The 26,612-nt window shown below is 52.6% G+C and carries 23 protein-coding genes and 1 tRNA gene; 16 read left to right on the top strand and 8 right to left on the bottom strand.

The features are described 5' to 3' along the window. Positions 1–47: 47 nt before the first annotated feature. The 4 genes from PAT3040_RS03010 to PAT3040_RS03025 all read left to right on the top strand — a co-directional run bounded on the left by PAT3040_RS03010 (position 48) and on the right by PAT3040_RS03025 (position 6,455). Positions 48–2,708, top strand: coding sequence for an adenosylcobalamin-dependent ribonucleoside-diphosphate reductase (locus tag PAT3040_RS03010; protein ID WP_108991479.1), 2,661 nt, complete (start codon positions 48–50; stop codon positions 2,706–2,708). Positions 2,709–2,796: 88 nt separating this feature from the next. Beyond that, positions 2,797–3,369 carry an NAD(P)/FAD-dependent oxidoreductase gene (locus PAT3040_RS03015; RefSeq protein ID WP_087567639.1) on the top strand — a complete coding sequence of 191 codons (573 nt, stop codon included), beginning with the start codon at positions 2,797–2,799 and terminating at the stop codon, positions 3,367–3,369. A 174-nt stretch (positions 3,370–3,543) separates the two neighbouring features. Beyond that, positions 3,544–5,268, top strand: coding sequence for a hypothetical protein (locus PAT3040_RS03020; protein WP_108991480.1), 1,725 nt, complete (start codon positions 3,544–3,546; stop codon positions 5,266–5,268). A gap of 101 nt (positions 5,269–5,369) precedes the next feature. Then, a complete protein-coding gene (locus PAT3040_RS03025; RefSeq protein ID WP_108991481.1) occupies positions 5,370–6,455 on the top strand; it encodes a stage II sporulation protein P in 1,086 nt (361 codons plus the stop codon). Here PAT3040_RS03025 and PAT3040_RS03030 read toward each other — a convergent pair. The 4 genes from PAT3040_RS03030 to PAT3040_RS03045 form a co-directional block, all read right to left on the bottom strand. Next, positions 6,452–7,531 carry a Ger(x)C family spore germination protein gene (locus tag PAT3040_RS03030; protein WP_108991482.1) on the bottom strand — a complete coding sequence of 360 codons (1,080 nt, stop codon included), beginning with the start codon at positions 7,529–7,531 and terminating at the stop codon, positions 6,452–6,454. The two genes, PAT3040_RS03025 and PAT3040_RS03030, sit on opposite strands and share 4 nt — an antisense overlap. Then, positions 7,524–8,609, bottom strand: a complete 1,086-nt coding sequence (locus tag PAT3040_RS03035) for a GerAB/ArcD/ProY family transporter (protein ID WP_108991483.1) — start codon at positions 8,607–8,609, stop codon at positions 7,524–7,526. Before PAT3040_RS03035 ends, PAT3040_RS03030 begins: the two co-directional genes overlap by 8 nt. Beyond that, positions 8,602–9,933 carry a spore germination protein gene (locus PAT3040_RS03040; RefSeq protein WP_108991484.1) on the bottom strand — a complete coding sequence of 444 codons (1,332 nt, stop codon included), beginning with the start codon at positions 9,931–9,933 and terminating at the stop codon, positions 8,602–8,604. Before PAT3040_RS03040 ends, PAT3040_RS03035 begins: the two co-directional genes overlap by 8 nt. A gap of 111 nt (positions 9,934–10,044) precedes the next feature. Next, positions 10,045–11,160, bottom strand: a complete 1,116-nt coding sequence (locus PAT3040_RS03045; protein ID WP_108991485.1) for a glycoside hydrolase family 88 protein — start codon at positions 11,158–11,160, stop codon at positions 10,045–10,047. 127 nt (positions 11,161–11,287) lie between these two features. Between PAT3040_RS03045 and PAT3040_RS03050 the strand changes: the two genes are divergently transcribed. Then, positions 11,288–12,151 (top strand): AraC family transcriptional regulator, encoded by an 864-nt coding sequence (locus PAT3040_RS03050; RefSeq protein WP_181376418.1) that lies wholly within the window; start codon positions 11,288–11,290, stop codon positions 12,149–12,151. A 20-nt stretch (positions 12,152–12,171) separates the two neighbouring features. Here the strand turns inward: PAT3040_RS03050 and PAT3040_RS03055 are convergent, their stop codons facing one another. Next, complete coding sequence (locus tag PAT3040_RS03055) at positions 12,172–12,381, bottom strand: DUF2536 family protein (protein ID WP_108991487.1); 210 nt, start codon at positions 12,379–12,381, stop codon at positions 12,172–12,174. Between the two features lie 139 nt (positions 12,382–12,520). On the opposite strand from PAT3040_RS03055, the gene PAT3040_RS38340 reads away from it, so the two are divergent. Continuing rightward, positions 12,521–12,643: a hypothetical protein gene (locus PAT3040_RS38340; protein ID WP_256975597.1), complete on the top strand. Its 123-nt coding sequence runs from the start codon at positions 12,521–12,523 to the stop codon at positions 12,641–12,643. A gap of 618 nt (positions 12,644–13,261) precedes the next feature. Here the strand turns inward: PAT3040_RS38340 and PAT3040_RS03060 are convergent. Together PAT3040_RS03060 and pdxR are read right to left on the bottom strand one after the other, a co-directional pair. Next, a tRNA-Thr gene (locus PAT3040_RS03060) sits at positions 13,262–13,337 on the bottom strand. 172 nt (positions 13,338–13,509) lie between these two features. After that, the gene (gene pdxR / locus PAT3040_RS03065) at positions 13,510–14,973 is read right to left on the bottom strand and encodes a MocR-like pyridoxine biosynthesis transcription factor PdxR (RefSeq protein ID WP_181376419.1); all 1,464 of its coding nucleotides are present in this window, start codon (positions 14,971–14,973) and stop codon (positions 13,510–13,512) included. 111 nt (positions 14,974–15,084) lie between these two features. Between pdxR and PAT3040_RS03070 the strand changes: the two genes are divergently transcribed. Then, on the top strand, positions 15,085–15,591 hold the full coding sequence (locus PAT3040_RS03070; protein WP_087567649.1) for a pyridoxamine 5'-phosphate oxidase family protein: 507 nt from the start codon (positions 15,085–15,087) through the stop codon (positions 15,589–15,591). A 93-nt stretch (positions 15,592–15,684) separates the two neighbouring features. On the opposite strand, the gene PAT3040_RS03075 is transcribed toward PAT3040_RS03070, so the two are convergent. Continuing rightward, a complete protein-coding gene (locus PAT3040_RS03075) occupies positions 15,685–17,004 on the bottom strand; it encodes a hemolysin family protein (RefSeq protein ID WP_108991489.1) in 1,320 nt (439 codons plus the stop codon). Positions 17,005–17,266: 262 nt separating this feature from the next. Here PAT3040_RS03075 and PAT3040_RS03080 point away from each other — a divergent pair, with 262 nt between their 5' ends. The 9 genes from PAT3040_RS03080 to PAT3040_RS03120 all read left to right on the top strand — a co-directional run. Next, positions 17,267–18,010 (top strand): DUF1836 domain-containing protein, encoded by a 744-nt coding sequence (locus PAT3040_RS03080; RefSeq protein WP_179215502.1) that lies wholly within the window; start codon positions 17,267–17,269, stop codon positions 18,008–18,010. Positions 18,011–18,027: 17 nt separating this feature from the next. Further along, positions 18,028–18,942 (top strand): prenyltransferase, encoded by a 915-nt coding sequence (locus PAT3040_RS03085; RefSeq protein WP_108991490.1) that lies wholly within the window; start codon positions 18,028–18,030, stop codon positions 18,940–18,942. A 54-nt stretch (positions 18,943–18,996) separates the two neighbouring features. Next, positions 18,997–19,734: a DUF6081 family protein gene (locus PAT3040_RS03090; protein WP_108991491.1), complete on the top strand. Its 738-nt coding sequence runs from the start codon at positions 18,997–18,999 to the stop codon at positions 19,732–19,734. A 54-nt stretch (positions 19,735–19,788) separates the two neighbouring features. Next, positions 19,789–21,162: a sensor histidine kinase gene (locus tag PAT3040_RS03095; RefSeq protein ID WP_108991492.1), complete on the top strand. Its 1,374-nt coding sequence runs from the start codon at positions 19,789–19,791 to the stop codon at positions 21,160–21,162. A 43-nt stretch (positions 21,163–21,205) separates the two neighbouring features. Next, positions 21,206–21,904 carry a LuxR C-terminal-related transcriptional regulator gene (locus tag PAT3040_RS03100; protein ID WP_108991493.1) on the top strand — a complete coding sequence of 233 codons (699 nt, stop codon included), beginning with the start codon at positions 21,206–21,208 and terminating at the stop codon, positions 21,902–21,904. 374 nt (positions 21,905–22,278) lie between these two features. Further along, a complete protein-coding gene (locus PAT3040_RS03105; RefSeq protein ID WP_246608809.1) occupies positions 22,279–22,965 on the top strand; it encodes a YwaF family protein in 687 nt (228 codons plus the stop codon). Then, on the top strand, positions 22,962–24,665 hold the full coding sequence (locus PAT3040_RS03110; RefSeq protein ID WP_108991495.1) for a DUF2339 domain-containing protein: 1,704 nt from the start codon (positions 22,962–22,964) through the stop codon (positions 24,663–24,665). The genes PAT3040_RS03105 and PAT3040_RS03110 overlap by 4 nt, the downstream gene beginning before the upstream one ends. A 157-nt stretch (positions 24,666–24,822) precedes the next feature. Next, the gene (locus PAT3040_RS39445) at positions 24,823–25,542 is read left to right on the top strand and encodes a lytic transglycosylase domain-containing protein (protein ID WP_305778765.1); all 720 of its coding nucleotides are present in this window, start codon (positions 24,823–24,825) and stop codon (positions 25,540–25,542) included. Positions 25,543–25,686: 144 nt separating this feature from the next. Continuing rightward, positions 25,687–26,612, top strand: a 926-nt coding sequence (locus PAT3040_RS03120; protein ID WP_108991581.1) for a cysteine desulfurase family protein, incomplete at its 3' end; no start/stop codon positions are given.

Here is a 26,612-nt window from a genome sequence, read left to right on the forward strand (position 1 = left end):
AATTGTGAATTTATTCTCGGAATGCAAAAACAAAGGAGAGAATACCCATGCGGCTCGAAGGTCTAAGCGAAAAAATATTTCTTGATCGGTATGCCAAAAAACATCCTAACGGTCAGTTATGCAAACTTGGCGATACGGTGCTCGTGCTTGTAAAGGACGATCCTAAATTCCCGACGAAGGAAGTAGGGGTAGTCACAGCTCGCCAAGGAAATGAAGTTACGGTTCAACTCCGTGGAGGAGACTCGGTGGAGACGACCGCAGACAAGCTTGTGCTGCCTCTGGAGGTTACGCCAACCGGCATGTGGAACCGTCTTGCGGAGTCTATTGCCTCTGCCGAGGAACGCCCCGATAAACGCGTAGAATGGGAAGGGCGGTTCCTCGATGCGCTGCAAGACTGGAAGCTTGTGCCGGGCGGACGCATTATGGCGGGAGCGGGAGCCAGCGACGAGCTTACGCTTTTTAACTGTTACGTCGTACCGTCGCCGAAGGACAGCCGCGGCGGCATCATGACGACGCTGGGCGACATGACGGAGATTATGGCCCGCGGAGGGGGCGTCGGGATGAACCTCTCTTCGCTTAGACCTCGTCGCGCCGTCGTGGCAGGGGTTAACGGCTCCTCCAGCGGATCCGTCTCCTGGGGCGGCCTTTTCAGTTATGCTACGGGGCTTATTGAGCAAGGTGGTTCGCGCAGGGGCGCTTTAATGATCATGCTTAACGACTGGCATCCCGATCTGCTGGAGTTTATTACGGTGAAGCAGAAGATGGGCGAGGTAACGAACGCAAATCTCTCTGTCTGCGTGAGCGACGCCTTTATGGATGCGGTGAAACGGGATCTGGAGTGGGAGCTTGTATTCCCGGACACGAAGGAAACGGGTTACGACGAGCTGTGGGACGGAGATTTAGCGAAGTGGCGCGAGCTCGGCAAGCGGGTCGTTACCTATCGCAAACTGCCCGCGCGTGAAATATGGCATGTCATGATGGAGTCGGCATGGCGTTCCGCGGAGCCGGGCGTCGTCTTTATGGAGCGGTATAACAAGAAATCTAATAGTTGGTATTTTAACCCAATTGTGTCAACTAATCCCTGCGGAGAGCAGGGCCTGCCGGGCTGGGGAGTATGCAACCTGTCCGCCGTGAACTTGTCCCAGTTTTATGACGCGAAAAGGGGGGGCGTGGATTGGGATGAGCTCGCCCAAGTGACCCAGTCTGCCGTGCGGTTCCTGGACAATGTCATCGATAAGACGCCATACCACTTTGAGCAAAATGAACGAAATCAGAAGCTGGAGAGGCGAATCGGACTAGGCACCATGGGTCTGGCGGAGCTTATGATCAAGCTGGGAATCCGTTATGGGGGAGAGGAATCGATTGATTTCCTGGACCGTCTGTTCGGCTTTATTGCGAAGGAAGCGTATCTGGCATCCTCCCGGCTTGCGGCGGAGAAAGGTTCGTTCCCGGCGTTCGACGCGGATCTGTATCTCCAAAGCGGATTTATGAAAGAGCTGGTTGCGGCCTATCCCGAGGTTGGCGAGGCGATCCGCAGGGACGGTATTCGTAACGTAACGGTGCTGACGCAAGCCCCTACAGGAAGTACGGGCACGATGGTAGGCACGTCGACGGGTATCGAGCCCTACTTCGCCTTCGAATATTACCGGCAGAGCAGGCTGGGTTACGACAAGCAGCTTGTGCCGATCGCGCAGCAATGGCTGGATGAGCATCCCGGAGAGGAGCTTCCCGATTATTTCGTGACGGCGATGAGCCTCTCGGCAGAGGATCATATTCGGGTCCAGGCGACCATCCAGCGTTGGGTCGACAGCTCCATCTCCAAGACGGCCAATTGTCCGGCAGACTTCACCGTGGAGGAGACGAAGCATCTCTACGAGCTTGCTTATGATCTGGGCTGCAAAGGCGTCACGATCTATCGCGACGGCAGCAGGGATGTGCAAGTACTGTCGGCGGGAGAGAAGGAGTCCTCCGTCAAGGATGTAGAAAAGTCTGATGCGGAATCCCAAGAAAAAGCGGAATCTCCGACAGAATTTGAACAGACAGGCAACCTCACTGTTCCATCGACTTTTACAGATACATCCAGCCGGGAGAATCCTGTATCTGTGGATAAACAATATAAGCGCCGCCCGTCCGTCTTGCGCGGAGCGACTTACAAGATGAACACGCCGTTCGGCATGGCCTACATTACGATTAACGATCTGGACGGCTCGCCGGCGGAAATATTCCTCAACGTTGGCAAGGCCGGTTCCGACGTGTTCGCCATGGCGGAAGCGCTCGGCCGCGTATGCTCGTTATTCCTGCGCTACGGCGACCACGGCAGCAAAGTGAAGCTGCTGGTCAAACATTTAAAGGGGATCGGAGGCACCGGAGCGATCGGCTTTGGACCGAATCGCGTAGAATCTATTGCCGATGCCGTCGCGAAGGCGCTGGAAATGCATATAGAAGGCGGTCGGGAACCGCTTGACGTTGTCTTCCAGTCGGAGATGGTATCGGATGAGCTGGCGGCAGCTCAAGCTGCCGCGAACGGAACGGGCGTTTATCCCAACTACGCGACCGACTCGGAAACCGGCTCTCCGCGAGATCATTTCAAACATAAGGCCGCAATGGAGACTCATCCGGATCTATGTCCTTCTTGCGGCTCCGCTACATTAATGAGTATCGAAGGCTGCAAACAATGTACGGTATGCGGGTTCAGTAAGTGTAATTAAGAAAGTTGGTTCCCTTTTGAAAGCTTAGGGTTTGTTCTGGTATACTCGAATAGATAGACAAACCTAACGATCGAAGGGAGCGATTGACATGTATGATGTTGCTATTATCGGGTCTGGACCTGCAGGAGCGAGCGCTGCTATCTTTACGGCCAAGGCTGGCAAAAAAACGATCGTGCTGGACGCCGATCAAAGTGTTACTAAAAGGGCCTGGATCGAAAATCATTACGGCGCGCCCGAAATCAGCGGGCCGGATCTCGTAGAGACAGGCAGAAAGCAAGCGGCTAAACACGGAGCGGAACTGGTTGCTTCCAAGGCGGTTGCACTGGAGACTGCAGGCGAGAACCTCCGTGTGCAAGCGGAGGATGGCACGGTCTACGAAGCGAAGCACGTCATTTTAGCAACCGGCATGTCGGTTGAGCTGGCTGAAGCTAGCGGCGTGGCGGTGAAGCCGGGAACGGAGCCGCGCATCAAAAGTATTGTGGATTGCGATGCGGAAGGCAAAACTAGCGTGGCCGGCGTATGGGCGGCGGGCACTGTTGCAGGGGTAAGCATGCATACGATTATTACCGCGGGAGACGGCGCGAAGGTCGCTATTAATGTGATCAGCGAGCTTAACGGTGCCCGTTATGTCGATCATGACGTACTGAAAGTGAACGGTTAGTCTAAGAGATTCAAATCGATAGGGCCCAATAAATAACGTAATGATAAAAACACATATGATAACAGCTAGTCCGGGCGCTGCCCGGACTTTTTGTGTTGTCAAATTTTAGTAGGCAAATAGACCCTGATATAGTATGATGATAGTCATATTTTGAAACAAAGGGGAGGGTAAAGGATGGATAGGGAGCTGCCGCCGCAGTCGGATTTTCCTATGCAGTCAACGCGCAACAAGTCTTTGGCGGAGAGAATTTGGCAATACAAATTTCATTATATCATCGTCATACCTGCATTTTTTCTCGTTTTTGGATTAAAGATCATGCCTTTCCTGAACGGACTGTATGCGTCATTTCTGGAATACAAACCTTATTTGGGAGTCGGAGGCAGCCCATGGGTCGGGTGGGATAATTACAAGGCACTCTTTCAATCGCCCGAATTCCGGAGCGCATTGGGTAATACGTTGACTTACAAGATCATCTATATCGTTGCCGGAGGCGTGCTTGCCTTTGGAGCCGCATTGGCGTTAAGCGGTATTCGATCGGGAAAGCTGAGAAGCTGGATCACTTCGATGTTTGTGTTGCCCTACGTCATTCCTTCCGTCGTACTCGGTCACTTCGCGATGCTGATGTTTTCCGCCACTTCGTCTCCTTTGGGTCCGGCAGACCGCTTGCTGCTTGGCGAATCGGGGCCTTTCCGAATGATTCTACTGGCGTTGGAGCTGCTGAAGTATGGCGGCATTCCGATGATTTTTGCTCTGGCGGCGATTGCCGCGACGCATTCCAAGATCGGCGACGGTCATAGCGGTGCGACGTTCGGTCGTTTGAATGCGCTTCCCGCCGCAAAGGCGGTTGCGGCTGTTATGCTGCTCCAGCTTGCGATGATTACAACAACGGATTTCGAGCTGCTGCATACTTTGTTTAATCCTCTTGTCATGGACACGGCCATGACAGTTGATCTGTTCGTTTATCAGATGGGCTTCCTTCAAATGAACACAGGCCCGGCATTTTCGGCTACGATTCTTTCGTATGGACTGCAGTTGGCGCTCGCGCTGGCAGCCTATTTTATCGTACGAGGAACCTTGCTGGATTCGTTGTTTCAGCGCGATGCCGATCCGGCTGCCGATTTAAAAGGCGGCTCTGCGGTTGCCGGAGGAGTCGTTGGGGTTGCAGGCACGGGACTCGTGTTGTTTGTGCTTTACTTTATCTTCGTAGATCCATTTCTAAGTCAAAGCTCAACGGAAATTCCTTTAACCGAGCTTCTACGGATGCCAAACGTGGCACTGAGCGCCGTACTGTTCTGGGGAGCGACGCTGATTAGCATGCTCGTTACGATTACCCTCGCTTATCCTATGACAGCGCGCCGTCTGCCGGGCGGGACGTTGTATCGGATTCTCCTGATTGCCGTCATGGGCATCGGAACGGGGACGTTATTCGAATACTTGCAATTCCGTTGGCTGGGCATGGTGAATACCATATACCCGATAGCCATCGTAGGTTTTATAAACATTGTTTCGGCATTCGTGCTCAAAAGCATCTTTAACGGCCAATACGGCCACTTGAAGGAGCAAGCGGAGCTCGAGGGACGGGGAGAGTTTGCCACGTTGTTCATCTTGTTTTTGCCGAAGATATGGAAACCTTTGCTGGCATTAGGCGCGCTTCAATTTATCGTGTTATGGAACAGCTATCTTCCGTCTTTACTGTATATAGCGGATTCTTCCAAACATCTTGGCATGATGCAATTTCTTAATGCGATGTATATGAGCGATCAGTTCGGCATCGACCGCAGCGACCCCATCCTGTATCGGATCGGTGCGCTCTTGAGCCTGCCTCCGCTTGTGTTATTCCTGCTTTTGCGCAAATGGATCGTTGGCGGGGTGCTGTTAGGAGGATTGTTTAAAAGGTAGTTCAATTATTAGAATAATGAAAACGCCTCTATCTGTATTCTATGAAATTCGCTTGCTTCATATAGTAGTAACAACGCTAGATTGAATTGGGGGTTGTTACTATGATGTACAAGCTTCGCGAAAGACTCGTTTCAGGCACCTTTTTTGCATCCACGTGTTTGTTGTCCATGTTATTAAGTGTAGGGTGGGGGCTGGCTGCCGACTCTCACCCGACTACATATGCTGCCTTGCATACGGAAACAGAAGGGGCAGGCGGTCTTTCGACATTTCTGCAGCCCGCTCCTGAGCCGAAGGTCTCGTTCCTCGGCGGGATCCAAATGTTTCCGGGATGGGATGATGCTTCGTTAACCGCTCCAGTTCAAGGCGGAGCAGCTTTGGCAACAGCCGCCGCACCTCCTGCATCTGCGGCTCCCGCTCAACCATCCGCCTCAAATACTCCTGACAAGCCCAACCCTGCGTCAGCTCCAATTGACAAGGCGGACAAGCCTGCTGCATCGGATGCCGCATCGGCGACTGCACCGGCGTCTCCCGCCAAGGACAAGCCCGTCCGCGTCGCAAGCACCTCGCCTCGCGTGCTGGTCTATCATACGCATAATCGCGAATCGTATTTCCCAGAACTCAAGGAAGGGACCAAAAACGCCAGCTCCAAGACGGTAAACGTCACGCTTGTCGGCAAGCGGCTGACGGCCAGTCTGCAGAAGCTTGGCATTCCCGCCTTGCAAGAGAAGATGGATTATCCGACCACGATCTCCAAGTTTAATTATGCCTACTCCTATAAGTATTCCAAACAGACGGTTGTCGACGCGTTAAGCGAGAACAAGGAGCTAACGTACCTGCTCGACATCCACCGCGATTCCTTAAAGCGCAACAAAACGACGGTCGAGATTCATGGGAAAAATTACGCTAAAATCCTGTTCGTTATCGGCGAAAAAAATCCAAACTGGAAGGACAACAAAGCGTTTGCCACGAAACTTCACGAAGCGTTAAACGCCAAATTCCCGGGCATCTCGCGAGGCGTGCTCACGAAGGCGCCGGGAACGGGCAATGCAGAGTATAACCAGTCGCTTTCGAAGAACAGTCTCGTCGTAGAGATGGGCGGAGTCGACAATACGCTGGAAGAAAACTACCGAACTGCGGACGCCTTGGCCGCCATCTTGCATGAGCTTGACCAGAACGGCAAGGTTTAGCTGTCCCGCAGCAAACCTGTATTTTGAATAACCGTCACGAATTCTACCTCGCAGTTGAGCCGAGGCAAATAATCTTCTCTCCAATGCTCCAGCTGATCGCGGGTCAGGTTCGATCGGAAATATTGACCGGTAGCCAGTATATCTGCCCGGGTAGCCTTCATCTTGCCGATAATGCTGTCGTATCGGCTCTGCAGCAGCTTGCTAACCTCATGCCTGATGTTCTCCTGAGAAGGCGAACCCTTCGTCTCCAGCAGCGTCACCTTTAGCCGAATCTTCGATTTTAGATAAGGGATGCCATTTTTCATCGTATGCCGGTGGACGGTGGCGCTGCTGATGATCTCGACCGTCGCGTTCTTCATGACTTCAATCTTGCCCTGCGCGCTGCTGCCCTTAAACGCATTGACAATCAACGTCTCCCCGGGGGTTAAGTTGCCGACCATCCGTCCGCTGCCGATGATGGCCGAACCTCTGCTCTCGATCACGGTCCCGGTGCCGGATCGAATGATCGGTATAGAGACGTCATGCGTATAAGAGTTCATGCTTCGGAACACTTCCCAGACGGATGATTCCGCAACCTGCGGATTCCAACCGGCGTTTTTTTCGAAGAAGCTGAGAAGGACGGTTCCGTTGTTTTTGTGGAAAGTATTAATGTTTTTAAAGAACGACTCCAGCGGTTCGTCGCAGATCGCGACCATAACCTTGGCGGATATGTCATGCGCGCGCATAAACGATTCGATGACGTCTCCCAGCCCTTCCTTGGCGAATTCGTCCTCGAATAGGATGAGCTTCAGATGCAGCAGATCGATTTGGCTTTCCATATTGGTGCTTATTTTATCGACAATATCGTTAATGGTAGTTCCCTTTCCTTCGATCACGCGAAGATCGGTCGTTCCTTCCGTCGGTTCCGGCACCTGCAAGACGACCTTGTATATGCCATCCCGCTTGGCGATGCCCATGACGATCGGGAGGGAGCGATGATTAATGTCTTTGTTATCCCAGCAGCCGCCAGCGGGAATCGTGAGCAGCATCGACAGACAGACGGCAATCCAGCGAAGTTTAAAGGATCTGCTACCCATACGCTGCGCCACCCTTCCGCTTGTAAAGAAGACCCAGGGTCAGCGTAACGCCCGGAATAACAAACATGACGTATAGTCGGAGGAATGTATTCCACCAAATCAGTTTCTCCAGTTGCTCCCAGTCGTCGATGCTTACGCAGATAACGAACAAAACAAAGGCGATGGCCCATACGATAGACCACGTCCGTACAGTAATCACCTTTTGCACCAAGTAGGCAGCGTTCCACAGCATAAGCGAGATAAAAAGAAGGACGAACGCGATCATGCTCATCGTAAAGAACAACGACGTGCGCTCGAACATGAGCCAGTTCACCTCTACGATATCTGTCACGAAGATAAACGGGAACATCAACCTGGAGGCCGTGCTATGGCCGAAGGTCAAGAGCGGAACATAGACGGCAATCCCGTACAACGGCAGCAACAGGAAGCTGGCATACCGAATATAACGCTGATTGAATGCCACTTCCGGTTGAACGAATCCGAGAAAGACGAAACTGCCGCCCACCGCTAACAATCCCATCAGGAAGGAGCGATTGTAAACGAATGACCATTGGAATGCGCCGCCCTCGAATAGGGGGAGCAGGTAATGCCAGTCCACATGTTGAAAGGACGAGAACAGCACGAACAAGGTGGGAGGCATGCATAACACGAGCAGCAATAATCCCGTTCGCAAAATAGCTTCGATGCCTTGCATCGCGAGAAAGGCTGCAAGGATGGCCGTTAACAGCATCGTTGCCCAGAGAGGCGTGCTGGAGAGAAAAATGATCGTAATCATTTCCCCGTACGACCGGATCGAGATGACGATGACTGCAAGCAAATACACGAAGACGGGGGCGAGCAGCAGAAAAGCGATCCACTTGCCGGCGTCAAGGAAGATGTCCACGACATTTCGGCGATCGAAAAGACTTAGCCCTTTTATGTAACTCCATACGACTATGATATGAAGCAGGAAACCCGTCAGAATGCCGATCCAGTGACTGACCTCCATCGCTTGGATCATATTGTCCGGATAGAGGAAAAAGATGACTCCGATATGCGTCAGAATATACAGATTCGCCACTTGCCAGGTTTTAACCATTTGGCTCACCTCTCGGTTTCATCAGGTGCATGTAAGGGATGCCGAACGAGGTGACGCCGGCCATATAGGAGCAGACCAGGAACAGCCCGGCGAGCAGCCCCATTACGCCGTAGATCGCCGATAATACGACAAGCAAATATTTGAACAGCCGGATGGTGACCGAGTTCTGAAAGCCGACTACCGCCGAGTTTGCGATCGTTGTCGCCGCGAGAATGATAATAAGCAAATTGCTAACGAGTTTCGCGCTGACGACGGCTTGTCCCAAAATAATGCCTCCAACCATGGTGAGCGTGGGACCGATGCTTTTGGGCAACCGAATGCTCGCTTCCAGAATCAGCTCCAGGATGACGAGCAGCAGCAGCGTTTCGACCAAAGACGGATAAGGCACATCGATCCGACTCTTGGCGATCGTCAGGGCGAGCTCGATGCGCAAGACGTCCGGATTAACCGAAACGAGAGCGACATACAAGCCCGGAATGAGAATGTTGATCAAGACTCCGAACACGCGCAAAAAACGAATGGCATACATAAAGATGACGGGGAAGCTGCGATCGTTCTCCACGGCAAACATATCCCACATCAGGCTGGGCAGGATGATGGCGAAGGGCATCCGGTCCATAAACAGGACAACCTTGCCTTTGCTTAAGGCTGTCTCCGCTTCCTGCGGCAGCTCGGAGGTGTTGAACTTGGTCACGAGCGACCACTTGGAGAAGCCGAGAGCCGTCGACAGCTGCTGCAAATTTTGAATGTTCATTTCTTTGTTCTTCTCGAGCATCGCGACGATCGCGTCCCGAAGCCGAACGTCCACGACGTTATCGTTGCATAACAACACAATCCGCTTCTTCTGAATCGTCCCCAGCAAATAGGAATGAACATGTAGAGAAGGGGAGGCGACATGCTTGCGAATAAGTCCTATGTTTGTATCGATATCCTCCACGAAAGCGCTGATCGAGCCGCGCAGTACATTTTCCGTCGTAGGCGGTTCAATCGTACGCGAGAGGGGACGGCTGACAGGCGCGACAAGCACGTAGGCGTCGATTCGCTCGAACCAGAGAATGAGGTGACCGGCCAGCATGGATGACATTAATTGATGCTCTGTCGGTTCGGCCACGATAGGTCCAAGGTTGCCGATCACCGACTCTAGCGGCAAACCCGTGTTAGTATCCTGGTGAACTTGCTGCTGAATATGCAGGAGCGAGGCGTTAAAGTCGATCAGGGAGCTCAACCCCGTAAGTTCTACTTCCAAGCCGGACAACGTCATTTTCTGAAAACGTATATCGGCATTTAGGCTTGCCCGATGTTTCAAAGCTTGCAGAATCGTCATGAGATGCTCCTAAGTGTATGCTTTTCTTAGCAGTATCTCCATGGCGGCTATCTCGCCATACCAAAAACCGGCAGACAGAAGTCTACCGGCCAATTGTGGATAGGGATCGGATCAAAAGATGCGATGCGACCAGCCGTTTAACTTGGCGAACGCTTCCGCATAATAATAATCGCCATAGATTAACGATACGTTGATGTTCTGTCCGGCAGGCTTGTGGCCTGTGCCTTCAACGAGAATGGCTTCGTGCCCAGGGCGATCCCATGTAGCGTAGTTTTCTGTCAGAGAATGCAGGATACGGTGCGCCGCATCGCCATAAATTCGTTTCTCCTCCACGCCTACTAACTCGGCTAGCTCCAGCAAGCCGGAAGCGGCGATGGCGCCTGCCGATGTGTCGCGCGGTTCGCCTTCGATCGGATGCGCCCGGAAGTCCCAATGCGGAACATGATCTTCGGGCAGCGAGGCGATAAAATAGTGCGACACGCGTTTCGCCGCTTTCAGGTAACGATCCTCACCCGTACAACGATAGGCAATCGCGAGACCGTATAAAGCCCATGCATTGCCGCGGCTCCAGGCCGAAGTGCCCGACAGGCCTTGTCCGCCCAACTGCTCCAGGAACTCGCCGCTCTCCGGATCAAACGACAGAATATGGCAGACTGAGCCGTCGTCGCGGATCGCATGTTTCAAGAACGTATCGGCATGACGGATGGCGATATGCTTGTAGCGGGGATCGCCGGTCGTGCGGCTCGCCCAGAACAAAAGCGGAATATTCATCATGCAGTCCACGATGGCCCAACCGATGGCTTCATCCGTATTCCATGCGCGGATAAATTCACCTTCGACGTTAAAGCGTCCGGCCAAATAATTGGCGGCTTTCAAGCCGATGCGCAGCGCTTCCTTATCTCCCGTGAGCTCGTATTTAAATACGGCAGTAGGAAGGAACTGAAAGCCTACGTCATGATGCAGCCCGATGGGATGCTCGGAGAAGCAACGCTCTAACTTTGCGTCCCAGTCCCAAGCTCCTTCTTTAAACGATTCCTTGCCGGAGACGTCGTACATGAGCCACTGCAAGCCCGGCCAGAAGCCGGATGTCCACCAGCTATGGCGCAGATCGTCGTAGATGCCATCCTCTCGGGCCACATGGGGCGACTTGCCGCCGATTCTTTTCATCATATCTTCTACTTTGTTCGTGATAGCGGTCATCGTTTGGTTAACGTAGGTTTGATCCATCGATTGGTCAGCTCCTTGTCATGTTTCTAATGCTCCAAGTATAGCGCCTGACAAACAAACAAAGTTGCAGTACAATGAGTGAAAATGTTGTTGTATTGACATTACACATTACGCGGAGATGAAGGACATGAAGGATTTATTCTATAAGTCGATCAATCCTCAGGGCAAGCCGTTCCTGTGGTCCCATCGGAGATGGACGCAGGAGCCGTTCGACGGTTATTATCATTGGCATTGGGGTTTCGAGATGCTGTTCGTGCATCAGGGGAGCGGAGTTGTGATCGTCAATCAGAGGAGGTATGAAATGCGGCCTGGATCGCTTTTCTTCTTTTTGCCGAATCAACTGCATAAGGTGCAAGCGGATATAAACGAAGAGCGGCCTTACGAGAGAAGCATCATCCATTTCGAGCCGGCATTCCTGGAGCGTTTCCTGCCGCCGTTTCCTTCACTTAGAGATACGTACATGCGGATGAAGAAAGGGCTTCTTTTTAAGCAGAGCTTGGAGCTTTCAGCCTGCCAGACCGAGCTGGGAGCAGCGTTCGACAGCTTTCAAGGGGTCATTTATGACAGTGGTGCAGGAGGCGGGGAGGAAGAGGGGGCAGCGATTCTTCTGCTGCAGCTGCTGACCTTCATTCAGCGCGAAATTGCGGAGCCGATAGCCGGGGAAGGTGTTAAGCCGATCCGTCATTCCGACGAAATCATGGCCTGGATAGAGCGGCATTATTCGGAGCCGTTCCAACTGGATAAGCTTGCGGCGGAGCTGCATATGTCGGGTTCTTATCTGTCGCGGCTGTTCCGTCAGGAGACGGGCAGCAGCATTACGGGATACCTGGCTGCGCGTCGGATCCAGCAAGCATGCAGTCTGCTGCGCGGGAGCGACAAGCCGATCGAGCTGATCGGACAGCAAGTCGGCCTGCCAAACGTTTCTTATTTTATCCAGCTGTTCAAACGAACCATGGGCATTTCCCCGCATCAGTACCGTCTGAAGTTGTAGGGCAACGGCTGCCCATCACTTTACCGTTTCAGCTTGAAGTGCACGACGGCGCTATAAAGGAGCCGTTCTTTACGGGGATTGAACACCACCTGATGAGAGACGGAATGAACGTCGAGCATTAGCGCCTTATTGATATCAATCGCACGTTCGATCTGGCCTTCCAGCGACTTCAAGTCATCCGCCTCGTATAACTCGACCTTGGAATCCAGTAGGTCCAGCTTAAAATCCATAATATTACCCTCCTGCTTGTCAACTGAATCGTAATATGAAGATCGAATTCTATTCTAACCGATCTTGCGGCGGTATCCAATAACGATCCAATTATGATACTATAAAGAACATTAGGCTGGTGGAAGGGAGGGGCGGCTAATGGGCAATGTGCCCGGTTCTGTATGGATATTTTCGGTGATCATTATCGTATTGGTGACCTGGATTACCCTTTGGGTGACGAGGAAAGCCTATTCGAAAAAATGGGACGAAACCGATGAATGAGATAACCTCTATCGTGGCCTTTCGGAGATGAGCGACCGAGTTTTGAGGTGAAGGCGATCATCGCCCTCAGTAAAGCCAGGCGGCGGCGCCTGGTTTTATTGGCGTGTCGCGGGAAAAAAACAAAATCAACTGATGGTGATTCGAAAACCCAAAACGGTCCAGTCACTCACCGCTTATCGGACTATATGACGCTATTCATCGATTTTTTAGGTTTTCGAAAATCTAACGGACACACACGACCTAATTGGCATATTCATCGCGTAGATTGGCTCCGTTACGACTCAATAGTGTTTTTCCTGTCCGTTAGATTTGTTTGAGGTTAAAAATCGGACAAATAGCGTCGCTGGTGTCTGTTAGATTTTCAACCTCAGCCGATTATTGGACAAACGAAACACACTTTTATACCTCATTCGGCGCTCACCCCGTCATTCGGATAAACGAAGTATACTTTATACCTCATTCGGCGCTCATTCAGGATCTGTTCGAACCTGCAACCGCCTTTAATCTACATTCCACTTATCCACAAGACTTTTGGTTGCATAATTTTCTTAACAACAAAAAAACTTCCCCCGACCAGGTCGGCGAGAAGTCTTGAAATTACTAGTTGTGAGAAAAAAATGGTGCCGTCGAGAGGACTTGAACCCCCAACCTACTGATTACAAGTCAGTTGCTCTACCAGTTGAGCTACAACGGCACATGTTGTTATCCCTGTGTTACCGGGGACAAGACATATTATTGCACAAAACCAAAAATGAATGCAAGCCATTTTTTGAAGTTCTAATTTTCAGAAAAGTAACAACTTTTGAGGAAATGAAACGCGCTGCTCTGCCAAAGGACGACGACAGCCGTTTCACCTTGGGCTTCGACTACCTCGCAAACCAGGCCATGGATAATTTCCGCACTCCTTCGCGCAACATGTCTTCCTGCATGCCGCCGAAGCCTAACATAACGAATTCACGCGCCTCCGCATCTGGGTTGCTCCAATGTTTGGCGGCGGGGTACACGAGGCAGCCGGCTTGCTCCGCTAATGCAACAAGCTCCATGGCATCTCTGCCCGGCACGCGCAGCAGGATGTGCATCCCCGACGAATCGCCGACGATGCGAACACGTTCTCCCATCGTGGAAGAAACGGCATCCGTCAGCGCCCGATACCTGGCTTGATAAACACGCCTCATTCGGCGGATATGACGACCGTAATGGCCTTGCTTGATGAACAGCCAGACCGCTTGTTGAATCATGGGGGAGACGGAGCAGCTGTAATTCGCCATACGTTCCGTCATAACGGGAACAAGTCTGCGCGGAACAATCACATAGCTGAGTCTGGCGCCGGGCAGGAACGACTTCGACAAGGTGCCCAGATAGATGACTCGATCATCGTAATCCAGCGCCTTTAAGGATGGCACAGGTCTGCTGCCATAACGGAACTCGCTGTCGTAGTCGTCTTCGAGAATGAGCGCATCGCTTGCGGATGCCCACTTTAGCAGGCGTTGACGTTTCTCGATGGACATAACCATTCCGAGCGGGAATTGATGCGATGGCGTCACGTATGCGACCTTGGCCGTCGATTGCTCCAGTGCCGTGACATGAATGCCGTCCGCCTCTATCGGGATGGAAGTGATGCGGCAATCCAGGCCGGCAAGAACGCTTCGAACGCCGTTATAACCAGGCTCCTCCATGGCGAATTCGGCCTGTCGAAGACCGAGGGTCTGAAGCAGGAGAGAGACGGTGTACTGGGTGCCCGCACCTATGAAGATCTGATCAGGGGAGCAGACCGCACCGCGAGATTGATACACATAATCGCAGAGCTCTTCCCGCAGTCCGAGATGTCCAAGCCGATCGCCGTAGCCTAATATGCCGTATGGCGCTGCAGCTGCCGCATCGTTAACCGATTGCGTAAGGCACGACTTCCATATATCGTATGGGAAGCGGTCGAAGGCTATATCGCCGTACCGAAATTCGTAAGGGAGGAAGGAGGACTCCCTCCTGTCCTTCCTGTTAATTGAGTTCATGACCTCGCTTGCCTCGCCACACTTATTATTCATTTCCACATACTGAACGGGGAGAGGATTCCACAGCTCATCCAACGGCTGTATAAGGTAGCCGCCCCTCTCTTTGCTCTCGACATACCCTTCGGCAACCAACTGGCCATAGGCAGCCTCCACTGTATTTTTGCTTATGCCCAGATGCTGGGACAGTGCCCGTATCGCGGGCAGTTTACTTCCGCTTGGCAGCTTGCCGGCTTCGATCGCTTCGCGAATATAACGATACAGCTGAGTATAAAGCGGGGTACCTTTTTCCTTGCCAAGCGCAGGCGTAATGGATTCAATCATCGATGGATCTGTCCCCTTGAATTTTGAAGTTTTTGTCACTTTTCTTGGTGACAATAGTTGCATATAGTGACAATAGCACAAGATTAGCGCAGTTGAGAAGGGGAGAAACCCATGTTTACCGTAAGATTGAGCAAAAGATTATGCCAAGACGAAAACAAAATAGCCGCATTTCTGGAGCAGGCTCAAACGGCTTTTCTCGGTTTGGCGGACGGTGGTATTCCTTACGTCGTACCGCTGAATTTTGTATGGCTTAACGGATCATTTTATTTCCATGCGGCTGAGGAGGGGAGAAAGATGGACATTATGGGTCGAAATCCGGAGGCTTGCGTAACAATCGGGGAATCGTACGGCACGATCCCGCATCCCGTTCCCGCAAAGACGGATACGGCATATATGAGCGTGATGGCATTTGGCGCCATCGAACCCGTCCCGGGACTTGCGGAAGCAACGGCGGCTATGCAGGCGATGCTGGACAAGTATGCGCCCGGTTTCCATAAGGAACGTCTGGCAAGCGTGCATGTGGAGCGGTACGTGTCGTCCATGGGCAGCAAAACCGCCGTCTTTAAGCTGACGGCAAGACAGTTGACGGCGAAGGAGAGCGAGAAACCTGCGGGATAGGCTGGAGGGCGACGGTTGGCAATTTCTATTTTGGAATAGGAAAGGGGCAGCCCCAGGTCTTTGAACCTGGCGGCTGCCCCTTTGAACTATATTTTAAGCCGTTTCTCCTTCAAGCTGGAGCTCCTCGATCTGCATCTCGATCTTGCGGATCCTGTTCTTGCTTGTCTCGCGAATGATGAATTTCATATTTTCGTGCGTATATTCCTTGCCTGGCTTCGGATCCTGCAGCTTGCTGTACAGCCAGCCGCCGATCGTATCGACGTCTTCTTCGTCGAAGTGTTTGCCGGCGATGGTTTCCAGTTCGTCCAGCAGCACCTTGCCGTCCAGCAAATAACAATTGTCGGCAAGCTGCTCGATTTCCTTGCGCTCGTCGCCGTCGAACTCGTCTCGAATCTCGCCGACGATCTCCTCCAGAATATCCTCGATCGTGATCAGTCCGGATGTGCCTCCGTATTCGTCGACCAAAATGGCAATGTGCACGCGTTCTTGCTGCATCCGTTTGAGCAGCATCTTGACGGGAGTAACCTCGGATACGCTCAGTACGGGATGAATCAGATTTTTGATGTCGAATTCCTTGTTCTCTTGGTAGGAGAGGAACAGTTGCTTCGTGTTAATCATGCCGACGATATTGTCCTTGCTCTCGAGAGCAACGGGAAATCTTGTATATTGTTCCTTGCGGATAATCTCGAAATTTTCCGCAAGCGTATTGTTTGTGTATAAGCAGATCATATCGGTACGAGGAACCATTATTTCCTTGGCCAGCAGCTCATCAAATGCGAAGATCCGGCTAACGTAACCGTATTCGGTGTTGTTGATCATGCCGCTTTGGTAGCTCTCGTTCAAAATAATCTGAATCTCTTCTTCCGTATGCGCCTCTTCATGCTCCTTCATGGGTCTCAGTCCGAAGGCGCGCACTAGCGCGTTGGCCGATCCGTTAAGCAGCCATATGAATGGGAACATCAGTCGATAGAAGAAGATGATAGGTTTGGCCGTCAAAAATGTAATAAATTCCGCTTTCTGAATGGCCCATGATTTCGGCGCGAGTTCGCCGACGACGACGTGAATAAACGTGATGATAACAAACGCGATTCCGATAGACAATGCATGGCTCATTGCTTCGCTGAGATGAACGTTTTCGAACAGTGGTAAAAGTATTTTCTCAACCGTCGGTTCGCCAAGGAAACCAAGCCCCAGCGCCGTGATCGTAATTCCCAACTGACAGGCGGACAAGTAAGCATCCAGATTGCTCGTTACCTTCTGAACGGCAAGCGCATTTTTCCGTCCCTCCAGCACGAGCTGATCGATCCGGCTTCCGCGAACTTTAACGATGGCGAACTCCGTTGCGACGAAGAACGCGGTCAAGAAGATAAGCAAAGCGATCATGAATAAATTAAGTCCTATACCACTACCCATTTTCGTGTCTCACTACCCTTTTTTTTATAATTTTTGTAGGACAGCAAACTATTGTTCTATTTACTTATGAATTAATATAACGAATCATGACTCGAACTGACAACCGGCAAAAGGGTCGTAATTCGCCTTGTACGTTCGTTTAAGTCGATTTACATGCGATTATTGCGCTTTTCCCATTGTTTTTCGCTCCTTTACAAGCTTGTTTCGCAGCCGTAAGATGAGTTCATATGAACTCCCATGCGACAGGGAAGGAGGCGATGTCATGGATGGATTCTCTTTGACTCGCGCTGAAGTCGGCCATTTATTGATGGCGATGGAGTCCGGAGGTCAAGAGCAGCCGGCCGATATTATGCAGAAAGCTTGGAGCGCGCGAAGCCAGACAAGACGTTTGAACGATCATCCCGTATTGTCCGAGCCGCTCCCGGCGATCGCCATGAAATTAATGAAAAGCGGTACTCCAAAAGGATTGTCGCTGCACGAAATCGCCGAGCTGGGGCAGCTCGTCGAATTTGCCAGTCCTTCTGCCACCTCCATGCAGAATTGGGTGAAACGCGATTTCAAATCTATATTCGTCTGCCCGCAAGCCGGAAAAAAATATGCGCCTGGTCAAGCGGCACTCCTATATATGATCGATGATCTGAAGTCCAGCCTGGATTTCGAATCCATACGCAATCTATTCGCGATTCTATTTGGCAAGCCGGATTGCAGGGAGGGCTCTTCTGCCAAACCATTCATTGAGCCTGTTGCTTTGTACAAAAGCTACGCCGCGTTATATGAAGAGATGAAAGTTTTGGGACGATCCGGCGTCCGTATTGGAAGCCAGCTGGAGGAGCATGTTCGCATGCGTGCAGACAAAGCGGCGAATCTGCTCGCGCTGGGAACGGAGCCGGAGCGTGAAGCGCTGAGGAATTTTTTGCTGGTTGCTGTCATCTCGGTTCAGTCGGCCTATTGTCAGGCGCTGGCAAGGCGTTATAGCGAAGCCACTTTGTTTCTGGGCGGCCATTAGAGAGGATGAAGACATCGATGCTGCAATCATTTATGAAAGCCTCGCGATTCAAAGTGCTGCCGGTCATGCTTATTCCAGTCGTGCTCGGAGCAGCTGGAGCTTATGTTTGGACAGGGCGATTCCAAATCGGATTAATGTTGTTGACGCTGTTGGGAGCGGGTGCGGCACATCTGTTCTCCAATATGATTAATGATCTCTGGGATTATTACAACGGGACGGATGAAGCTGCCAAAGCAACGGAAGGCGCTATCTCGACCAACTCCGGATTTCTGACGGGGGGCGCCTGGAGCGTCGGCAAGTTCCGCGCCGTCACCTGGCTGCTCTTTTTCGTTGCGGCAGCCAGCGGCATTGCGCTTGGCGTAATCAGCGGCTGGCCGGTTATTGTGTTTGGACTCGCAGGGGCGTTTATTGCGTACTTCTACGTAGCGCCACCCGTGAAGTTCGGCTATCGCGGCAAAGGCTACAGCGAGCTTGCGATTTTGCTTGCCTTCGGCGTGCTGCCTGTAACGGGAGCCTATTATGTTCAGACGTCGCATCTCGATTATCGTGCACTGCTGTTGTCGCTGCCGATCGGATTATTGACGACGCTGATTCTGTTTAACCATCACTTCCTGCACTGGGAGGCTGATCGCCAGGCGGGCAAGCGAACGCTAGTCGTCGTTTGGGGAGAGAAGAGAGCCTTGCAATTTTCCCGGCTGTTATTGTTCCTGGCCTATGCCGCTCTCGTTCTGTGCGTCGTATTTGGAGCACTTCCCCTATATGCCTTGCTTGCCGTGTTTACGGCGGTTCCTTTATATTTGGTATACGGCAGACTTGGCGCGCATAATAAGTCGACGGCGTATTTGCCGCTGATGGGGGCATCGATGCAAGCGACCAAACGATGCGGCGCTGTCCTCATCTTGGCGCTTGTACTGCAAGGTATCCTGCAATAACAGGCAAGCGGAGTGAACACTTTACAACCATATCAGGAAAGAAGGAATGCCGACATGGCTACTACTACGAAAATACTCGGTGATTTCCATACCATATTAAATGACGGAGAAGTGTGGAAAATAGGAGGTTTTCCGTTGCAGGACGGTACCTTCTGGCCTTATCGCGAGCCGGAGGCCGTTGTCATCGTTCGAAACGGCATTCTTTATGTTCGCGCGGCAATCAGTCGATCCAACGACCAAGTGCAGATACTCGATAATGCGAAACATATGTATTATTCCGCTGAACAGGTAGCGGTGCCGGAGAACGGGGAAATCAGCTTCGAGCTGAAGATCCGCGCCCGCTCCAAGGACACGGCGCCAGGAGACTTGTACGACGGCTACGTCTCTTTGAATTTGCTGGATTTTACGACTGGCGGGGCATTGGACTTCTTTGTAGGCAATGATCAATATGCCAGCGTGTACGCCGTGCTGCCGTTCCCGGGCGTGAAGGTGCCGGAGACGGACGGAACGAAATACTTCTGTATATTCAAGGAAGATACGGACTTCGCTCCGCGCGAATTTAATACGTACCGGATTACGTACAACCGGAACAAGGACGAGGTGGTCTTCTTCGTGAACGGCCGGGAAGTTCGCAGAGAGACGGGAACGCCAGTCAAGTTTAACAGCTTCACGGTAGCTCTCGGCATTATGACGGAGAAGGACCTGACGCCGGAAGGCAGCGTGTCGGCGCATGGACAGACCGTGATCGCGGAATGGTCGCCGATTACGATTGAAGTGACCGAAGAGGGATAACATCGCGGACGGCGGTGAATATGGCGCGGCTTGGAGCCGCGAAGGGGCGTAACGATGCTGTTTGTATTGATTGCCTTATGGAGCATAGCGGCGATTGTATGGATATCGGAGCCGGGCTCTGCGGTAAATCGCAGGCTCGGCGGACTTGCGTTTACCGGCGGTACTGGCGCGTTGGCGGCAATGATCGATTTGAAGTGGCTGCCGCAAGCTGAGGAGGCCGGAGCGGGTCAATCGACGCTGCGCCTTCTGTATGAAGTGCAAGCGCTGTCATCGATTTCGTCCTATTATGGCATTCCTTATTTTTTCCTGCTGTTCGCGATCGCTTACAGCGGCCTTCGGGTTAGTCGAGGACTGGCGGTTGCACTTCCTGTTCTCTTGCTTATTCCCATCATTCTGTGCATTTTTCTAACGCCTTATTATACAATATATTACCCTATCAGCTTTAAGGTAGTCGTCTGGTGGGCCGTTCCTTATATGTTGACGGGAGCTGTGCTGGTGCTATCGAAGAGGGTGCCGCCATCGGTATACGCCAGAACCCATTGGATCGTTTGTTTCGCCGTACTTCCGCCCGCGCTGTTCTGCATGTTCATGAACTACATACTGCCCAGTCTGGGCATGCTTCGCATGTGGGTGTATAATACTTGGTTAGTTGGCCTTGGTGCGGCCGTGTTCGTGATCGGGCTGTTCACCTATGGTTTCATGGGCATGCGCGTACTCATTCAGCGCAGAAGATACGATTCCACTTTGCGGGCCGTAACGTCAGGTACGGCCATGCTTAATCATGCCATTAAAAATGACGCGGGCAAGCTGCGGTTGTTCGGCGAAAAGATGAAGCGTCACGCCATCGCCACATCGCAGCAGGAACTGCTGGCCGATGTGGAAGCGGTTCTGTCGGCTTCTCGGCATATGGAGGAGATGGTGCGGCGCGTCCACAGACGTACGGAGGATCTGGAGCTTCGTCCGGAACGCGTCGAGCTGTCTTCCGTACTTCGAGAGGCGCTGGAGCTGGCAAAGCCATCCGCAAGCTCCGTCAGGCTTGAGACAGCATTTGCGGAGGGTTGGCAATGCGAGGTGGATAAGACGCAGCTGGCGGAAGCGTTCGGCAACATTGTGACCAATGCGATCCAGGCGATGTCGGAGCGTGGCGATGCCATGCTGAGAGTTAAGCTGACGGCAACCAAGCGGGAGCTTGTCATCAAAGTGGCGGATAACGGCCCCGGTATGGATCGGGAGCAGCGGCTGCAAGCGTTCGAACCCTTTTATTCGACAAAACGGGGGAGCGGAAGTTTCGGGCTGGGCTTGCCTTATGCCTATCATGTCATGAGCAAGCACAAGGGCTCTTTGACCATGCGAAGCCGGCCCGGCGAAGGAACGACCTTCTATATGACTTTGCCGAAGCGGGCGGTCAAGGCAGTAAGGATGGATTAAGGAATGACAATGAGGATTCGCGACGACTGGAGGAACGGGCCGAATGGGGAAGGAAGAATCGAAGATACGAGTGGGACTGCTGGAGGATGATCCGGACTGGCGGCGCGGCTTGGCCGATTATTTGGCTGGCCAGCCTGATGTATCATTAGCATGGATTGCTTCCTGCGGCGAAGAGCTGCGCGCAGCGATCCGCGATGCGGGCGAGGACGGGGGCGCTGACGTTGTGCTGATGGATATTATGATCGACGGCAGTCCGGAAGGGATCGCGCTTGCCGAAGAAACCTCTCTATCGACGGGTGCCCGCGTCATTATGCTGACATCGATGGAAGAGAAGGAGCTTATCTTCCGATCTTTCCAGGCGGGAGCCATCGACTATCAGTTGAAGTCTGGCTTCGAGGAGCTTCCTGATGCGATACGGGCGGCTTATGCGCGACAGTCTCCTATAAGCGCCGCTGCAGCCGAACGGTTGCGTGACGAATTCCGGCGTTTGAAGCAGGTGGAGAAAGAGTTCGAAACCAAGAAGATCGCCGACCTCATTACCCCGTCGGAGCGGCAACTGCTTGGTCTGATCCATCAGGGCTACTCCCAGCCGCAGATTGCGGATAAGCTGTTCATTACGCTGCGGACGGTCAAAAATCACGTAGGCAATATTCTGCGAAAGCTTGGCACGCAAGGCTCCAAAGAAGCTGCCGACAAAGCGAAGGAGCTTGGCCTGCTGGACCAATCGAATAAGGACATCTAACGGTACCAGTTATAATTGGTACTATTTTTTTTGCCCCAAAAAGGTAATATTTTCTCATAAGGTGGTTCAAAAAGCTCGCTTTTGATCACGATGTATTTCAAGAAGCATACTCGGCATCGAATATTGAACTCAAGCGAAACTTCCGGTGCTCACGTAGCGCTGCTACGCTCCGCTCCTCAGTTTCTACTTTCATTCAATCTTCTCGGTGCTGAAAAGCGAACTTTTTGAACTTTTATTTGAAGCCTCGATCCAGAGACAAACTGCAAGACACAAAGTCAAAACCGCAAGACACAAAGTCAAGAGCGCAAAAAAAGTCAAAACCGTAATAAACCTAAAATTGTGCGTACGAAGGGGAGGTGAAGTCATTGTTTGAAATGTTTTCGGGATCGCACCTGGCCGCGTTGACCGTCACCGTAGCCGTATTGGCTGCCATTGCGGCGGGGCGGACGAAGTTGAGGGAGGAAAAGGCCGGGCGCGCCATGCGCGTAGGACTCGCGGTTCTGCTCCTTGCCTGCGAAGTATCCTTCCAGCTGTCTTATGTGCTGGAGGACAACTGGAGTGCGGGATCGCTGCCGTTCCAGCTCTGCAGCCTCATGGTGCTGCTGTCGGCGGCAATGCTCTTGTCAAATGCAAAGAGGTTGTACCCGGTCGTCGTCTTCCTGGGAGTGGCAGGAGCCCTGCAGGCGCTGATCACGCCAAACCTGGATGCGCCATTTCCGGAATTCCGATACTTCCACTTCTTCGCCGCTCATATCGGCATTATGGCAGCCGCGATGTATCTGATTGCCGTGGAACGTTATCGGCCGACGCTGCGAGCTACGTTCGGCGCGTTGCTGTGGCTCCACGTCCTCGCCATTCCGGCTGCTATTACCAATATCGCGACGGGCACGACGAACTTCATGTTTCTGGCCCGCAAGCCGGGCACTGCGTCGCTGCTTGACGCACTGGCTCCATGGCCATGGTATTTGCTTCAACTGGAGCTGATAGCCGCAGCCATGTGCCTGATGATGTACGGTATCATCCATTTCGTCCATTGGACGCTTAGGGGGAAAACGAGATGAAGGATACGATTAAGAACCATTGGACTTCACTGCTGGGTGCGTTGTTCGTCATTACCGCTTTTATTACGATGTTCCAATTCTCCATAGATAAAGGCTGGATCACGAATGCGATGAAGATCGGCATCGGAATTGCGGCAGGCATCGCCTTCGCATTAGGCGGAGGAAGAATCGCGCAGAAGCCCAAATGGGAGTTGACTGGCCAAATCTTATTAGGCATCGGCGCGTGTATCTTGTACGCGACCTTTTCGTTCGGGGGCATCTATTATGATATGTGGGAGCCTACCCTGGTGCTGCTAGGCATGACGGCCGTTACGGCGGGCATGCTCGCATACGCCCATAAGTTCAACTCGCGTATGCTGACGAATATTGCGCTGGCGGGCGGGCTGCTGGCCCCGATGCTGCTTCGTCCGGACTGGGATTCCGTGCTGACGCTTTTCCTGTACTTGCTGGTTTTGAATATTGCGCTCTTCTATCTGAGCATTACAAAAGGCTGGATGGAGCTGCGCATCATCGCATTCGGCGGAACATGGCTGCTGTATACGATCTATTTCATCCATTTCTCCCCTTCTACCGAAGGCCTCTGGAATATGCCGATCCGATACGCTATATGCGCGTACCTGTTTTACACGTTCGCTTTGCTTGCGGCCACTTGGACCAGCAAGTTGAGCTTCGATAGCGTTGATCTGTATCTCAATGCCATCAACGGACTGTTGTTCGGCGTTTGGGCGCTGTTTATCTGGCAAGGAGATGTTCCTTACGGCTATGTCATCGCGGGAATGGGCGTCATCTATGCCGCTGGCGGCTTCGTCCTCTATCGATTGAGCCGTTCCTGGTCAGTACCGGCTGTTTCGTTCGTATTAGCCGGCGTGCTTCTGATGCTCATGTCGCTGAACAACTTAGGCGAAGGTACATTGTTTAATGTGATGATGTGGACCGGCTTTGTTGCGCTGCTGACCGGCGTGGGCCATATCAAACGCTGGTTCCCCGCTGTGCTGATCGCCGCGATCGTCTGGTTCTACCTTGGCGCCTACTGGTACGTTGTCACTTGGACGACGCCAAGGGGCGAATGGTTTGGCGTCTATATCCCGTTTCTGAACTGGGGGGCGATGGCTTGGATCGCTCTTGCCGCACTTGGCTTCTACTACTCCAGACAGCTGCGGCTGCCCGGCGCAGGCGAGCTTATGAACAGAGCAACGTCAAGGCTGTTTGCTCTGCTGGCTCATCTGATTGTCGGCGGATTAATGACGAGACAGATCGAGAATATTTTCACCGAATATTTCCAAAGCGGCTATGGCGTGTATATGGATCTTACGCTGTCTGTCGTTTGGGGAATCTACGCCTTGCTGCTCATTCTGTGGGGCAATTATTACAAGGAGCGCACCTTTAGGTGGTTCGGATCGATTGTACTGGTGCTGGTCGCATTTAAAGCGATCTTTGTGGATCTAAGCGGACAGGAGCCGCTGTACAAGGCAATCGCCTTGCTGGCGCTTGGCGCCATCTCGTTCGCCATTACCTGGGTTAACAGCAAGTGGAGGGGCGGAGAAGCGGAGAAGCGCGCAAGGGACGAAGGTCCAAACGAAGAGCCGGTCTCCGGCGAAACGATATTTGTAGCGGATTACGCAGTCCAGAATATCCAAGCGGATCGGAAGCACGAAGCAGGCGGAGGCGATGCCGGAAGCCCGTCCGATGAAAGGGATTAGAGAGCTCCTTGATGCGCCGTCCCCCTGGTTTTTAGACGAGTTCTGGCAGAATGGGCTAAAAAGTTGTACAATGGATACCGATAATACTCATGTACCTGCAGCAATGCGGTTGTTCCGCAATTGTACGGATTCATGTTATCTCTAGGGGGCAACGAACGTGAGTATAGATCCGCGAACATTAAAATCAATGATACAGGCACAGCTGGCGCCATCCCTGAGCTTCGGGGCCAACGCCAAAAAAGCGTCAGGACAGGACAACGACGATGTTTCTTTATTCAACAAAATGTTGAGCGCGCAGCTTGGCAATTCCGATATCGGCGAAGCGGTCAGCGGGGACGGAACGTCGCCCGCTGCATTATGGCCCAATCAGCTATGGGCCCAGGTGGAGTCCTCGATGGGCTACGAGGGCAGACTGATCTGGGGGGACGCCAGCGCTCAATCGGCCACGGATGGCGGGAGCTTTTCGGAAGCAGCGGCACCGTTCGCCGGCATCATTGCTAGCGCGGCTTCGAAATACGGCGTAGACAGCGCCTTGATCGAAGCGGTGATCGCGACGGAGTCGGGCTTTAGGCCGCTTGCCGAATCGCATGCGGGTGCCAAAGGTCTGATGCAGCTGATGGACGGAACGGCAAGAGGGCTTGGCGTAACCGATTCCTTCGACCCCGTCCAAAATATCGAAGGCGGGACGCGTTACTTGTCTCTGCTGCTGCGCAAATACGCCGGCAACGAGTCGGTAGCTCTGGCAGCTTACAATGCAGGACCAGGCCGCATAGACAGGCTAGGCATCTCGACCGACGCGGAATTGCTGTCCAGACTGAGCGAGCTGCCGCAGGAGACGCAGCGTTACGTCGCGAAAGTGCAAGAAGCCAAGTTTTAGAGGTTGTTCAAAAAGTCCGCTTATGAACACGCATTTTTTGATGTAGCACACGAACTAAAACGTATTTGGGGATCACGGTTGCGACCGCAGTAACAGGCGGAGCGGCGCTGGTCCCTTTTCTCATGAACGAGGAGGTTCACCAACATGCAGAACCCTATTTATTTCGATCATTGCGCTTCGACGCCCCCTTACGAGGAGGTAGCTCGCACCGCCATGGAGGTTATGCTTAAGGCTTATGCCAATCCTTCTTCCCTGCACGGTCCCGGAGCGGAGGCGGCCAAGCTGATTGAACGCGCCCGAACGCAGCTGGCAGCCAAGCTCGGAACAAGCAAAGGAACATGGCTGTTTACTTCGGGCGGGACGGAATCCAATAATTTGGCAATCAAGGGGAGCGCGCGTTATTATCGGGAGAGAGGTCGCCATATCGTGACGACCGGCATCGAGCATTCCTCCGTAATTGAAGCCGTAAGGCAACTGGAGGGAGAAGGGTATAACGTTACCTTTTTGCCTGTGAGCCGTTCGGGTCATGTGAGCGTGGAAGATATTCGATCGGCATTAACAAAAGAGACAGTGCTCGTAAGCGTCATGCACGTCAATAACGAGATCGGAACGGTTCAGCCGATACGCGAAATCGGAGAAATTCTGCGCGGGTATCCCAAGGTGCTGTTCCATGTGGATGCCGTGCAGAGCCTGGGCAAGCTCCCGATCGACGTCGAAGGCTGGGGCATCGACCTGTTGTCGGGATCCGCTCACAAATTCGGCGGAACACGCGGAGTCGGCTTCCTGTACGTCCGCGACGGCGTCCACCTTCAGCCTCTGTCCTCCGGCGGTTCCCATGAGAAGGGATTTCGCGCGGGTACGGAAAATGTCCCGGGAATCGTGGCTTCGGCAAAGGCGGTGCGGCTGGCCATCGAAGGAATGACCCTGCGTGAACATAAAATGATTGTACTTAGGGACAAGCTTAAGGCATTTATAGAAGCGGTACCCGAGTTGACGCTTAATGGAAGCGAGCCGCTGGCGCCGCATATCGTGAATTTCTCCTACGCCGGCATGAAGCCGGAGGTTATCGT

It is taken from the genome of Paenibacillus agaridevorans (assembly GCF_003112455.1).
Taxonomy (GTDB): Bacteria; Bacillota; Bacilli; order Paenibacillales; family Paenibacillaceae; genus Pristimantibacillus; species Pristimantibacillus agaridevorans.

What these genes read in the sequence shown, in the direction of transcription:
- PAT3040_RS03010 (WP_108991479.1), top strand. Translation starts at nt 48, where the DNA reads ATGCGGCTCGAAGGTCTAAGCGAAAAAATATTTCTTGATCGGTATGCC.
- PAT3040_RS03015 (WP_087567639.1), top strand. Translation starts at nt 2,797, where the DNA reads ATGTATGATGTTGCTATTATCGGGTCTGGACCTGCAGGAGCGAGCGCT.
- PAT3040_RS03020 (WP_108991480.1), top strand. Translation starts at nt 3,544, where the DNA reads ATGGATAGGGAGCTGCCGCCGCAGTCGGATTTTCCTATGCAGTCAACG.
- PAT3040_RS03025 (WP_108991481.1), top strand. Translation starts at nt 5,370, where the DNA reads ATGATGTACAAGCTTCGCGAAAGACTCGTTTCAGGCACCTTTTTTGCA.
- PAT3040_RS03030 (WP_108991482.1), bottom strand. Translation starts at nt 7,531, where the DNA reads ATGGGTAGCAGATCCTTTAAACTTCGCTGGATTGCCGTCTGTCTGTCG.
- PAT3040_RS03035 (WP_108991483.1), bottom strand. Translation starts at nt 8,609, where the DNA reads ATGGTTAAAACCTGGCAAGTGGCGAATCTGTATATTCTGACGCATATC.
- PAT3040_RS03040 (WP_108991484.1), bottom strand. Translation starts at nt 9,933, where the DNA reads ATGACGATTCTGCAAGCTTTGAAACATCGGGCAAGCCTAAATGCCGAT.
- PAT3040_RS03045 (WP_108991485.1), bottom strand. Translation starts at nt 11,160, where the DNA reads ATGGATCAAACCTACGTTAACCAAACGATGACCGCTATCACGAACAAA.
- PAT3040_RS03050 (WP_181376418.1), top strand. Translation starts at nt 11,288, where the DNA reads ATGAAGGATTTATTCTATAAGTCGATCAATCCTCAGGGCAAGCCGTTC.
- PAT3040_RS03055 (WP_108991487.1), bottom strand. Translation starts at nt 12,381, where the DNA reads ATGGATTTTAAGCTGGACCTACTGGATTCCAAGGTCGAGTTATACGAG.
- PAT3040_RS38340 (WP_256975597.1), top strand. Translation starts at nt 12,521, where the DNA reads ATGGGCAATGTGCCCGGTTCTGTATGGATATTTTCGGTGATCATTATC.
- pdxR (WP_181376419.1), bottom strand. Translation starts at nt 14,973, where the DNA reads ATGATTGAATCCATTACGCCTGCGCTTGGCAAGGAAAAAGGTACCCCG.
- PAT3040_RS03070 (WP_087567649.1), top strand. Translation starts at nt 15,085, where the DNA reads ATGTTTACCGTAAGATTGAGCAAAAGATTATGCCAAGACGAAAACAAA.
- PAT3040_RS03075 (WP_108991489.1), bottom strand. Translation starts at nt 17,004, where the DNA reads ATGGGTAGTGGTATAGGACTTAATTTATTCATGATCGCTTTGCTTATC.
- PAT3040_RS03080 (WP_179215502.1), top strand. Translation starts at nt 17,267, where the DNA reads ATGGATGGATTCTCTTTGACTCGCGCTGAAGTCGGCCATTTATTGATG.
- PAT3040_RS03085 (WP_108991490.1), top strand. Translation starts at nt 18,028, where the DNA reads ATGCTGCAATCATTTATGAAAGCCTCGCGATTCAAAGTGCTGCCGGTC.
- PAT3040_RS03090 (WP_108991491.1), top strand. Translation starts at nt 18,997, where the DNA reads ATGGCTACTACTACGAAAATACTCGGTGATTTCCATACCATATTAAAT.
- PAT3040_RS03095 (WP_108991492.1), top strand. Translation starts at nt 19,789, where the DNA reads ATGCTGTTTGTATTGATTGCCTTATGGAGCATAGCGGCGATTGTATGG.
- PAT3040_RS03100 (WP_108991493.1), top strand. Translation starts at nt 21,206, where the DNA reads ATGGGGAAGGAAGAATCGAAGATACGAGTGGGACTGCTGGAGGATGAT.
- PAT3040_RS03105 (WP_246608809.1), top strand. Translation starts at nt 22,279, where the DNA reads ATGTTTTCGGGATCGCACCTGGCCGCGTTGACCGTCACCGTAGCCGTA.
- PAT3040_RS03110 (WP_108991495.1), top strand. Translation starts at nt 22,962, where the DNA reads ATGAAGGATACGATTAAGAACCATTGGACTTCACTGCTGGGTGCGTTG.